Here is an 11,362-nt window from a genome sequence, read left to right as displayed (position 1 = left end):
CGTCCTGCCTCCTCACGTATCTGTATCAGAACTGACTGTTGAAGGAAAAATGAACTCTCGCCCGGCTTTGTTCTTCATCATTGACCGTGCGGATAAGAGGGAAGCCCATGCCAACATTTATTGACATATGGTCGCCAATAGCCGTCTTGATGCCAAATCCCGTGCCAACGAGAATCGTATCGTCATAGGCGCTTTCGCCCCAGACGCGGCCGCCATCGAGAAATACGTAGGCATCTGTCTTCCTGGACGAAGTAAGAGGAATGGTATATTCAATGCTTCCCATGACGCCGCTGTCTCCGCCGAGCAAGCTTTCTGTATATCCGCGGACGCTGTACATGCCGCCGATATAGAATTGCTCAGCTGTCGGCAGATACTGCGTGCTGCTGAGCTGTCCGTCCAAGCGGGCCGTTATCATTTGTCCCGATGGAAACGCTTTTTGATATAAGGTATTGAAGTAATATTTGCCGAAATGCCGCGTGTTGCCGGCAATGTCGTCGTAATCACCGACGCGATAGGCGTGCTTCTGATAGAAAATCGTCGTCCGGCCGTAGTCGATCTGGTCAAAGAACAGGGACCAGCCCTTGACGGTGTCGTCGATCCAGTGCATGCCCATGAAGTCGGTTTTCGAGTTTTGGTAGCCGTATTCCAGGCCCATTTCGGATTTCACCGTTTCCGTCGTCATAATGGGCTGGGTCAGGGAAATGCCGTAGGCATAGGAATGGCCCTTGACGTCCAGGTCTTCCAGAGGCCCGTCCGTAATGTGGACGCTGTTGGTGCTGTAGCTGATCCCCAGCTTTGTCCCATTGCGGTTGATGGGAAGGGAGTAGGACAAGCCAAAGGATTTCGTGCCTTCGGAAAAGACCGAGGTCATCATGAGAGAATCTCGGACACCCGTCAGGCTCCGGGCCTGCCAGAACATGCCGCCGCGGTACAGGCCGCTCGTCTCGCTGCCGGCATTATCGGAAAAGAGGCCGAAAATCTGCTGCTGCGGCTCATAGGCCGTAATGACGTAGTCCGTCGTGCCATAGATCTCGCCGGCTTTCATGGCGATGCGCAGCTGCGCATCGTTCGTCGCGTTGAACCGCAGGAGATCTTTATTGACGTCGGAAATATTAGTTATCTTTCCTTCTTCAATAGCGATGCGGTTTCGAATGTAATCTTCCCTAGTCGAGTCGTTTCCCTGTACCGTTACGGTGCCGGTCTTACCTTCGACGACGCTGATATGGACGACGCCGCCCTTAATGGTCTGCGGGGCTAAGTAGGCCCGGCAGGTCATGTAGCCTTTTTTGCTGTACAGTTCGTTGATCTGTTCTACAATGGCATATAAGTCCTGTATGGAGACTTCCTTGCCGATATAGGGCGCCGTCACAGCCTGTACTTCTTCGCTGCTCAGTACGTCCGACTTGTCGACGATAATGTCGTTCAGCTGAAAGCGGACGGCTTTCGACGTGTCTTCCGGCGTCGTCTCCCGTTGATCCTCTACCTGGCTCGCTTCGCGGCCTTCGGAAATGCGCTGCATCGTCCGCTGCCATTCCAGGTATTGGCGCGTGCGGCTAAGCTGTACGCCCGAATCATTCATCCCGGCTAGCTCATTTGCCGGCGGCAATTCGACAGCCCATGCGTGACCCCCAAGGAGCACGCTGGAGGCAATGATAACTGATATATATTTAGTCCAGACTTTCATCGTCATGTAACCCTCCTGTTTCTATGGTCTTTTTATCGTATTTTTATTCTTTATAATAACTTTTTATGCGTCATACAAAACTTTTTGCCAACTGCTCCGCAGTTCGTGCAGTCATATACTTCTTCAACTTATATTATAAAGGAAGGTACTAAGGTAAATATATTATACAAAAGTATATACTTTAATAAAAAACGAGCTCCGGCGAATTTCTTTCTCTCTTTTCGCACAAAGCTCATTAAATATTTATAAAATTGTGAAAAGTATATTTTCCAGGACCTTATTCCGTATTATAATGTAATTACTTGCAGTTTTTCCCATGTTGTTTCGGGGTGTTTCCATGAATCTATCTATCTGCCTATGAAGGGGGTGCTTGCATGATGACGGAAGAAGCGCTTATATTGCAGCTAAGCAAACAAATTATGACGGCGTATTTTGAAGAACTGGACTTGACGCCGCTCTTTTCTCATTTATCGGACGACGTCATCTGGGCCGGCGCGGGAAAGCATATGCAGCTCACAGGCTATGAAGCCGTCACAGAGGCCCTCCGCCGCGGCCACAGCCAGCGCGTCCCCTGCCGCATCAGCAACGAGGAGTACACCGTCCGCCCGCTGAGCGATACGACGTGGCTCTGCCAGATTTGCTCCGACATCACGACGGACCCGTCCTGCAACATGTTTATCCACGAATACCAGCGCTGCGTCTTTATTTTTCAAAAAACGCAGCGTTGCGATGACGGCTGGGAAATCATCTACCTGAATAATTCCGTCGCCTATAACCGCCTGAACGACCAGGAGCTGTTCGCCGTCGAGTACGGTATGCACAACTTCCAGCAGCGCGCCGAAGCCGATGGAGAAAACGTCCTGACGACGCAGGACAAGTACCAGCTGTGCAGCTACATAAAACGAAATGCCTTTGCCAATCTCGACGCAGCGGGAAAAAATCTCTTTCTGGCCCTGTCCCTCTTTCCATCCTTTACGGGAGAGCTGGCGTCCTATGTGATGGATTCGCCCCGCGCCAAGGATCTTCTCGACGCCGAGGTGGAACGAAATCCCTTCTTATATTTCGATTACCATGACGGGACCTATTCCTTCCATCCCCTGCTGGCCTCGTATCTGCACTATGTCTTTTCACGGAAAAGCCGCCGCTGGCAGCAGGCGCAGCAGCTCCGGGCGGCGCACTGGTACCTGCAGGAAGGCGACTATAAGCAGGCCATCGTCCTGGCCCGCCGCGCCGGCAATTACGATACGGTCCTGACGGCAATTGAGCAAGGCGGTCGGGAAAGCCTATACGGCTTCCCCCATGAGGTCGCAGCCGATACGCTGCAGCACGCTTCCGCCGCAGAACGGGCCGCTCATCTGGAAGGCTGCTTTTACTGCGTCTTATACGCCTTCCGCTGCGGCAAGCGGCTCCTCGCTGTCAAATATCTTTCCGTTCTGGCGGACTGCGTCGAGACGGAATTCGCCGACGCCGCCCAGCGCCTGTACTACGCGGCCTATGCCGAGGTGATGAAAGGTTTCTGCTCGTACCCGGATCTTTCCGCTATGACGAAGCACGTCCAGCGCGCCCGGGAGCTTCTCCCGTCGCCGCACGACCTCATCCTGCCATGGACCTTCGGCTCGCCGTCGCCATTGTCCCTCTATCATTCCCTGCCGGGGCAACTGGAACAAACGGCGGAAGGGCTGCGGCAATTTACCGCTTCTTATATACGGCTGATTCACGCCGACGTCTTTCCGTGTCAGACCGATTTTATCCGCGGCGAATACGAATACCTGACAGGACGTCTCGACGAGGCGGAACAGACGCTGACTCAGTACGTTCATGCCAATTCTATCGTGCCGAAATGCATTTCCCATCTGCAAACGGCTCATTTTTATTTGGCCCGCCTGGCCCTTTGCCGCGGCGACGCCGCAGCGCTGCAGAAAGAAGTACAGCACCTGCACTCGCTGAAGCTCCAGGTCTACCCACAATGCGGCACGGCTGTAAAGCACCTGTGCGAAGCCTTCCTCCAGTCGATGCTGAACAGTTCGTCGGCTTCTGTGCCCTTTTACACCTCACCCCCCCCCCCGATAGACGTAAATGGCTGTTATTATCCCATCGCGCCGATAGCCGCCGTCATACAGGATAAGGTCCTGCTGAGCCGCGGAGAATTTCCTCAGCTCCTGCTGCAGGCGACGGAACATTATAAAACGGCTATGGCCTCGCAGTACATATTGCCGGCGATTTACGAATCGATTCTTCTCGCCTGCGTCTACGAGCACGCCGGCAACATAGACGGAGCAGCAACGGCATTGAAGCAGGCCGTCGCGCTGGCCCAGCCCGACCATCTCGTCATGCCCTTCGCCGAACACGCCGAATACTTGCCGCAGACGATGAAACGGCTCTGTTCCGACGCAGCGACAGCGCCCTTTATTGAACAGGCGCAAGGCCTTTCCCTGGCCGAGCCTCTGTCGACGCTGCGCACGGCTCTCGCCAAGCCGGCCCTGCCCTTATCCAAGCGGGAACAAGAAGTCGCCGCTATGGTCGCTACCGGCCTGACCAACAAAGCCATCGCCGAACAGCTAAACATCGCCGAAGTGACCGTAAAGAAGACCCTGAGCCAAATATACAAAAAGCTGGGCATTACCAACCGCGCGGCCTTGTCGCACTACATGTCCCATCATCCGATGAGCTGACATATTGCAAATTTTTTCACACTCATTCAAATAAGCTAACAAATACACGAAATCAGCAAACGATTTCAGCAAATTTGTTAGCTTATTTTTGGTTCTTTGTCAAATGTTGAGGTATCTGCTCTTGTTACAATGTTTTGCGTCTCATTCCCGCTTGTTAATTAGGCTATATATCAAATTCGTTTTTTAAACCGACTATAGCTTCGAATCCCCAAGCTGGTTCGTTTTATTATTGTTGCACCCTTCTGTATACCCATTGGACCATGGGTATTTCAGGGCATTTACAATCTTCTCAAACCAGTCTGTAAACGATTTTTGCAGCGATTGAAATTCTTCCAGGTCAGCAGACCGGACTAATTCCAGCCAGTCCTGCAGCACTGGTTCTGCATACGGAGTTCGCTTCATATCCAGTACCTTGTAAAAGGCTTCTTTGAGAGCGTACGCTTTCCGTAAATCCTCCGAATGCGACAGGATTTCCTCAAGGCACACCAGTTCGTCCGGCGTCAGCGTATGGCCGGCTTTCCGCAGAATCCGCTTATTCCGCTTAAAATAACGGTTTTTCTTGGGAAATGATTTCTGGATCCGCTTACGTACCCGTTCCATGGCCTACAGCACCATTCGGACGATATGAAACCGGTCGCATATGATGACAGCATTGGGAAAGACCGCCTGTACAACTTTCCGGAACAGGTTAGACATATCCATGATAACCCAACGCACCCGGTTTCGTTGTTTCTGTAGGAACGAACGGAAATACTTGATGATATCCTGCGTATTCCTATTTGTCAATGTATTTTTATGAATTTATCGCATATTTTTCACCCTTAGTAAAAACGGGCAATCTGCAGTCGGAACGACAAAAAACCTCTCATCGCAACCTATTAGTTAACAATGAGAGGTTTTGGCAAAAATATAGCTATACTCCCTCCCCCTATTATCGCCGCGGCGGAGGAGGCGGCATGGGCGGAGGGATGGGGCGAATGGGCCTCGGTTTTGGAATTTCCGGCGGCTGCGGCGGCGGAATGGGATGCCGCGGACTCAGAGACGGCGGCTTAGGTGCCGGCTGGGGTCTGTCCGGCCGCGGCGCAGGCGGCGGTGAAACCGGAGGGGGCGGCGGCTGGGGAGGCCGTCCCGGATGAAGCGCTGGCGGAGGCGGCATCGGCGGCGGTATAGGCCGAATAGGCCGCGGCGCAGGAATAGGCGGAGCTGCCGGAGGCGCAGGCGGCGGGGGAAGCTGTCTCGCCCGCAGTACCGTCATATAGGCGCTGCCCTTTCTCGCCGCATTATCTTGTCCGGCAGCTTGGGCCAAAAGAGCCGGCGCGCTCCACAAGACGGCGACGCAGGCTGCGGCGGCAAGATATGCGGCCATTCGTTTCGACATGACGCACCTCTCCTTTCAAAAATATTTCATAACGCAGCGTATGCCAAAAACGACAGAAATCTCTCTGCGAAATTCCTGTCGTTTTCAGCATGTACCTCATGCATCCCCTTAGCGATGATGACGCGGCGGGGGCGGAGGCGGCATAGGCCGGCCGGGCTTATGCGGTTTCGGTTTTGGCTTCTTAACTTTTTTAGGCGGTTTCGGTTTCTTTTTCGGCGGCGGCGGAGGCCCCGGATGATGAGGACGAGCCTTGAACTCCGTCAACTGCGCGCCTGTAAAGCTCATATCGCCAAAGGAATTTGCCTGAGAAGCCATTGCAAAGGTCGGAGCGCACAACGCGCCGACAATAGCAGCTACGATAATAGACCGTTTCCAAATACGCATATCGAATATCCCTCCTTTGTACTGCAATTTCTTGTCTTCATTGTATCACAAAATAGCCGCGATTCAATCCATTTTGTGTCACAGTTTCTTTACAATTTCGTTGCAAATTAAAATATATCCGTGATTATTCTTTCACAAACACTTGTTATCGTCTTAAGAACTTAAAAATATACAATGTACTGTATCCAGCCGTGTTCAGCCGAAATGCCGTTCCCAGCAGAGCCCTGCGTCTATTGACGAACACCAGAAGGGCTGTTATTCTAAGCGTAGGCAAAAGGATGAAATCACAAATTCATAAGCACAGCGAAAAAGCCACAGGCTGCATCCTGCGGCTTTTTCTATTCCGAATAAATTGAATACGCGTCTTCAAAAAACAGCGCTCTCCCAAGGGAAGGCGCTGTTCTTTTTCATACTACGTGTGCCGTTATTCATGAAGCGAGGTGACGACGGGGTTATTCAGGAAATCGTAGACCCGTTTTACTTCGCTGGGCCGCTCCGTATCGAGCATCTGCGGACGTCCTAAATCAAGGGCGGCGATGCGCTTCATTTCATCCGCAGTCAGCTCAAAGTCCCAGATGGCGAAGTTTTCCCGAATCCGTTCGGGTCGGACTGATTTAGCGATGCACGGCAACCCGCTCTGGATTTCCCACCGCAGAATGACTTGTGCGACGCTCTTTCCGTAGGCCGCGGCGATCTCCTGCAATACGGGCTGGGTAAACATGCCGTTCATCCCTTCGGCGAAGGGAGCCCAGGCCTCGGCCTGCACGCCCAGTTCCTTCATGACGGCCAGTTCCTCTGATCGCTGATAGAAGGGATGCCGTTCGATCTGGTTGACGGCCGGCGCAATGTCGGCGTTGTAACACAGATCCATCAGCCGGCTGCTGTTGAAATTGCTCACGCCGATTGCCCGAATCTTCCCTTCCTTATACAACTCTTCCATGGCCCGCCATGCGCCGTAATAATCGCCGAAGGGCATGTGCACAAGGTACAAATCGAGGTACTCCAGCCCCAGCAGGCGAAGCTGGCGCTCAAAGGCGGCCTTCGTCCGTTCATAGCCCATTTCGTGAATGTAGGCCTTTGACGTGATGAACAATTCGCCCCGGGCGACGCCGGACTGGCGGATTGCCTGGCCGACGGCTTCTTCATTTTGGTACGAGCTGGCCGTGTCAATATGCCGGTACCCTGCGGCAATAGCCGCCGCTACAGCCTTCCGGCAAGTGTCTCCGTTGGGAATCTGAAAGGTGCCGAAGCCCAGCAGGGGCATGGACACGCCGCTGCGCAATGTGATATATTCCATAGCACTCATCCTCCTGTGTCTGTATACGTCTATTATACGTCCGGCTGCCGATGTGTCTAATACTTACCCCGTATATCCTGCAATACAAAATTTCTATATCTTGCAGCTCCTGCGCAGCAACGCAGTACGACAAAACCCGCCGGCCCTAGAAAGGCGGCGGGTTTGTCATATACACATGTATCATTTATTTGATTACGCGCCTAATATACTGCCGACAATGATGCCTAAATAAGTGCCGATGACGTAGCCGAAGGTACCGACCAGCATGGACGGGCCGACGAGCTTCGTCCAGCCCTGGGAAATGGCCATGCCGGCAGCCGTTGTCGGGCCGCCGATATTCGCGTTGGACGCCAGGACGATGTCTTCCAGATGAAAACGGAACAGCTTGCCGCCGACAAAGCAAAACAGCATATTGACGACGACCATGAGGAAGCAGAAGGCAAAGAGCAGGGGCGCGTTGCGCAGGATTTCCGATATAGACGCCGGCACGCCGATGACAAAGAAAAAGAGGTAGATGAAATAGGTGCCGATTTCTTGGGCGCCGCTGACAGAGGCCACCTTTTTGTCAAAGAAGGTAGCGACGAGCATGGAAATAAAGGTAATCCACACGTACTCGCTGCCGAAAAAGGTATTTGCCATGTGGAGAAGCCAGTTGTCCGTCGGAATGACGGCCGACAGGGACGAGCCCATCCACTTGGACAAGGTGACGACGACGGCTGCATACATGACGTTTACGGCGATGTCCCGCAGGGAAATGTCCTTGCGGCTCCAATAGGCGGCGGCCAGCGTCTTGCCTTCATCGGCCTGCCCGCTTTGCTCTACGGCGTCGATATGGGGATGGGTAAAATAGCGGCGGAAAAAGGCGTTGCTTACGCATCCCAGCAGGACGAGGAAGTAAACGGCCATGGTGAGATTATCCGCTACGATCGTCGAGGACACCAACGTGCCGTCGGTCTTGAAGGCGTCGGCCAGGGCCACGAAGTTGACACCGCCGCCGATATACGAGCCGGTCATCATGGCCGCCACCTTGGGCAGCCCGTCTATCATGGAGCCGAAAATCGCCGTCCCCAGCAGGGCTCCGCAGATCGTCCCTGCCGAGCCGATGAGAAACACGAAGAGCATCCGCCCCGTTTCCCGCCAGATCTTCGTCATGTTGGCCTGGAGCAGCAGCAAGGGAATGGCCATCGGCACGGCGTATCCCCAGACGATGTCGTCAAACAAGGGCGCGTGCGTAGGCAGGACGCCGACGTTGACCAGCACCAGGGCGAGAATCAGGGCGATGACGGCTCCCGACACCTTCGAAGCCCAGGCATAGGTCTGTTCCAAATAAATCGACGCAGCGACGGACGCGCACATCACCGCCAGCAGCATCCACGTATTTTCAGGACTAATCAATGAATTCAATATCCGTTCCTCCTCCCTATGGTTAGGCCCTTACGAAACAGAGGCATAGAAAAACTCCCAAAACCCAACATCAGCGGGTCTTGGGAGCGTATAATTTCTTCTGAAATTATTTCAATTCAACAGTAGCGCCTGCTTCTTCCAATTTAGCTTTGAGAGCGTCAGCGTCAGCTTTGGAGAGGCCTTCTTTAACAGGGCTCGGAGCACCGTCAACGAGAGCTTTAGCTTCTTTCAAGCCGAGGCCCGTTACTTCGCGGACAACTTTGATTACGTTGATCTTCTTGTCGCCAGCGGAAGCGAGGATAACGTCGAATTCGGATTTTTCTTCAGCAGCAGCAGCGCCAGCAGCCGGAGCAGCAGCAACAGCTACGGGAGCAGCAGCGGATACGCCGAATTTTTCTTCCATTTCTTTTACGAGTTCGGAAAGTTCCAAAACAGTCATGTTTTCAATGGCTTGCATGATTTCTTCTTTAGTCATTTTAAAATACCTCCATAGTATCGATTTTTTAATTAAAAGTTGTAATTTAGATTAAGCAGTTTCTTGTTCTGCTTTCTTAGCACGTACTGCGTCAAGCACATAAACCATATTGCGGATATTGCCCTGAAGTACGTTGACAAGACCGGAAATAGGAGCCTGCATGCTGCCGACAACCTTCGCGATAAGTTCGTCGCGGCTCGGCAGGTTTGCCAATGCGTCGACGGCTGCTGCATCGATGATCTGACCGTCGGCAATACCGACTTTGACCGTCAGAGCTTCTGTTTTCGTTTCTTTAATGAATTCTTTTAAAATCTTAGCCGGAGCTACGGCGTCTTCCGTGGAATAGGCGATAGCTGTCGGGCCTTCGAGGAATTCAGATACCCCTTCGAAACCGATTTCGCTGGCGGCGATGCGCGTCAAGGTGTTTTTGATAACCTTGTATTCAACATTGCCTTCGCGGAATTTGCGGCGGAGCTTCGTAACGTCGGCTACGGTCAAACCCGTAAATCCAACGAATACAACACCCTGAGCTGCCTGCAGTTTTTCCTTCATTTCTTCAACGACAGCGGCTTTAGCAGGAGAAACCTGATGCTTTGCATACATAGACATTCCTTCGATACACCTCCTTGATTTGGATTTATATCGTCTTAGCAATAAAAACGGCCTCATTTCCATGAGGCCGAACTAGTCGTTATCAGTAGTACTCAATAATCTACTAGTTTTAGCCTCAGATGGCGGACTTGCGTCCATTATACATACCTTCAGTCTACAGCTAAGAGTGATATTATTATTGTTCGTCAGCTTTTACAATGCCTTTTACGCTGAACGGGTTGATATGGATACCAGGGCCCATCGTGGAGCTGACAGTGATCGTTTTGATGTACTGGCCTTTGGCACCCGACGGTTTTACTTTGATAAGCGTGTCGACGAGAGTCGTAAGGTTTTCGATCAATTTATTAGCGTCGAAAGATTTTTTGCCGATAGGGGAGTGAATATTGCCGGCCTTATCCGTACGATATTCAACCTTACCAGCTTTGCTTTCGGAAACAGCTTTTGCAACGTCCATCGTGACCGTACCGACTTTCGGGTTCGGCATTAAGCCTTTCGGCCCGAGGATTTTACCCAAACGGCCAACTTTGCCCATCATGTTCGGCGTAGCAATAGCTACATCGAAATCGAGCCAGCCGCCTTTGATTTTTTCAATCAGGTCGTCTGCGCCTACAAAATCAGCGCCGGCTTCCTGAGCTTCTTTTTCTTTATCGCCTTGAGCAAATACGAGAACAGTCTTCGTTTTGCCAATGCCATGAGGCAGAACCAAAGCGCCGCGAACCTGCTGGTCGGCATATTTCGGATCTACGTTTAAGTTTACAGCCAATTCGACAGTTTCGTCAAATTTAGCCGTATCCATCTTTTTCAAGATGTCGATGGCTTCAGCCGGTTCGTACAATTTGTATTTATCGTACATTTTAGCGGCTTCAGCATATTTCTTGCCTACTTTTGCCATGTCTTTTCCTCCTTAGTGGTTTAGCGGGGCATTCGCCCCTTCCACGGGCAGGGAAATCGGAATTAGTCTACGATTTCAATACCCATGCTGCGGGCAGTGCCTTCAATCATTTTCATAGCCTGTTCTACGTCGTTGGCGTTGAGGTCAGGCATCTTCGTCGTTGCAATTTCACGAACCTGATCGCGGCTCAGCTTTGCAACCTTTTTCTTGTTCGGTTCGCCCGAAGCTTTGTCAAGGCCAGCTGCTTTTTTCAACAATACGGCAGCGGGCGGTGTCTTTGTAATGAAGGTAAAGGATCTGTCTTCGTATACAGTGATTTCAACAGGAATAATGTAACCAGCCTGTTTCGCCGTACGTTCGTTGAATTCCTTTACGAAGGCCATGATGTTAACGCCAGCCTGGCCTAATGCAGGACCAATCGGAGGCGCCGGAGTTGCCTTGCCAGCTTCACACTGAAGTTTTACCATTCTTGCTACTTTTTTTGCCATGGTGATTTACACCTCCTCACATTACAAGATGTGGTACGCGAATCCTAATGATTCTCCCACTCGCGGCTTTCGCCGC

The 11,362-nt window shown here is 52.1% G+C and carries 10 protein-coding genes and 1 pseudogene; 2 read left to right on the top strand and 9 right to left on the bottom strand.

Going from position 1 to position 11,362, the window contains the following annotated elements:
* Nucleotides 1-25: 25 nt before the first annotated feature.
* The gene (locus tag CJ260_RS04105) at nt 26-1,690 is read right to left on the bottom strand and encodes a ShlB/FhaC/HecB family hemolysin secretion/activation protein (RefSeq protein WP_095629276.1); all 1,665 of its coding nucleotides are present in this window, start codon (nt 1,688-1,690) and stop codon (nt 26-28) included.
* Between the two features lie 368 nt (nt 1,691-2,058).
* Here CJ260_RS04105 and CJ260_RS04100 point away from each other — a divergent pair, with 368 nt between their 5' ends.
* Nucleotides 2,059-4,356, top strand: coding sequence for a LuxR C-terminal-related transcriptional regulator (locus CJ260_RS04100; RefSeq protein WP_095629275.1), 2,298 nt, complete (start codon nt 2,059-2,061; stop codon nt 4,354-4,356).
* A 192-nt stretch (nt 4,357-4,548) separates the two neighbouring features.
* Here CJ260_RS04100 and CJ260_RS04095 read toward each other — a convergent pair.
* Nucleotides 4,549-5,142 (bottom strand): annotated as a pseudogene (locus CJ260_RS04095) (transposase).
* A 170-nt stretch (nt 5,143-5,312) separates the two neighbouring features.
* Here CJ260_RS04095 and CJ260_RS12945 point away from each other — a divergent pair.
* Complete coding sequence (locus CJ260_RS12945) at nt 5,313-5,492, top strand: hypothetical protein (protein ID WP_198947391.1); 180 nt, start codon at nt 5,313-5,315, stop codon at nt 5,490-5,492.
* 350 nt (nt 5,493-5,842) lie between these two features.
* On the opposite strand, the gene CJ260_RS04080 is transcribed toward CJ260_RS12945, so the two are convergent.
* The 7 genes from CJ260_RS04080 to rplK form a co-directional block, all read right to left on the bottom strand.
* Nucleotides 5,843-6,118 (bottom strand): hypothetical protein, encoded by a 276-nt coding sequence (locus CJ260_RS04080; RefSeq protein WP_095629274.1) that lies wholly within the window; start codon nt 6,116-6,118, stop codon nt 5,843-5,845.
* A gap of 424 nt (nt 6,119-6,542) precedes the next feature.
* The gene (locus CJ260_RS04075) at nt 6,543-7,415 is read right to left on the bottom strand and encodes an aldo/keto reductase (RefSeq protein WP_095629273.1); all 873 of its coding nucleotides are present in this window, start codon (nt 7,413-7,415) and stop codon (nt 6,543-6,545) included.
* Between the two features lie 192 nt (nt 7,416-7,607).
* Nucleotides 7,608-8,819, bottom strand: a complete 1,212-nt coding sequence (locus CJ260_RS04070) for a DUF819 domain-containing protein (protein WP_095629272.1) — start codon at nt 8,817-8,819, stop codon at nt 7,608-7,610.
* Between the two features lie 106 nt (nt 8,820-8,925).
* The gene (gene rplL, locus CJ260_RS04065) at nt 8,926-9,294 is read right to left on the bottom strand and encodes a 50S ribosomal protein L7/L12 (RefSeq protein WP_087477293.1); all 369 of its coding nucleotides are present in this window, start codon (nt 9,292-9,294) and stop codon (nt 8,926-8,928) included.
* 51 nt (nt 9,295-9,345) lie between these two features.
* The gene (rplJ, locus tag CJ260_RS04060) at nt 9,346-9,903 is read right to left on the bottom strand and encodes a 50S ribosomal protein L10 (RefSeq protein WP_087477292.1); all 558 of its coding nucleotides are present in this window, start codon (nt 9,901-9,903) and stop codon (nt 9,346-9,348) included.
* 178 nt (nt 9,904-10,081) lie between these two features.
* The gene (gene rplA, locus CJ260_RS04055; protein ID WP_095629271.1) at nt 10,082-10,798 is read right to left on the bottom strand and encodes a 50S ribosomal protein L1; all 717 of its coding nucleotides are present in this window, start codon (nt 10,796-10,798) and stop codon (nt 10,082-10,084) included.
* Between the two features lie 62 nt (nt 10,799-10,860).
* Entirely contained in the window at nt 10,861-11,286 is a 426-nt protein-coding gene (gene rplK, locus CJ260_RS04050; protein WP_095629270.1) for a 50S ribosomal protein L11, read from the bottom strand.
* Nucleotides 11,287-11,362 lie beyond the last annotated feature (76 nt).

It is taken from the genome of Megasphaera sp. ASD88, assembly GCF_002287425.1.
Taxonomy (GTDB): domain Bacteria; phylum Bacillota; class Negativicutes; order Veillonellales; family Megasphaeraceae; genus Megasphaera; species Megasphaera stantonii.
Note: the sequence above shows the minus strand (reverse complement) of the source record. Positions and strands in the feature narration are given on the sequence as shown.

Coding starts and splice junctions, on each gene's coding strand:
- CJ260_RS04105 (WP_095629276.1), bottom strand. CDS start 1,690: ATGACGATGAAAGTCTGGACTAAATATATATCAGTTATCATTGCCTCC.
- CJ260_RS04100 (WP_095629275.1), top strand. CDS start 2,059: ATGATGACGGAAGAAGCGCTTATATTGCAGCTAAGCAAACAAATTATG.
- CJ260_RS12945 (WP_198947391.1), top strand. CDS start 5,313: ATGGGCGGAGGGATGGGGCGAATGGGCCTCGGTTTTGGAATTTCCGGC.
- CJ260_RS04080 (WP_095629274.1), bottom strand. CDS start 6,118: ATGCGTATTTGGAAACGGTCTATTATCGTAGCTGCTATTGTCGGCGCG.
- CJ260_RS04075 (WP_095629273.1), bottom strand. CDS start 7,415: ATGGAATATATCACATTGCGCAGCGGCGTGTCCATGCCCCTGCTGGGC.
- rplL (WP_087477293.1), bottom strand. CDS start 9,294: ATGACTAAAGAAGAAATCATGCAAGCCATTGAAAACATGACTGTTTTG.
- rplJ (WP_087477292.1), bottom strand. CDS start 9,903: ATGTCTATGTATGCAAAGCATCAGGTTTCTCCTGCTAAAGCCGCTGTC.
- rplA (WP_095629271.1), bottom strand. CDS start 10,798: ATGGCAAAAGTAGGCAAGAAATATGCTGAAGCCGCTAAAATGTACGAT.
- rplK (WP_095629270.1), bottom strand. CDS start 11,286: ATGGCAAAAAAAGTAGCAAGAATGGTAAAACTTCAGTGTGAAGCTGGC.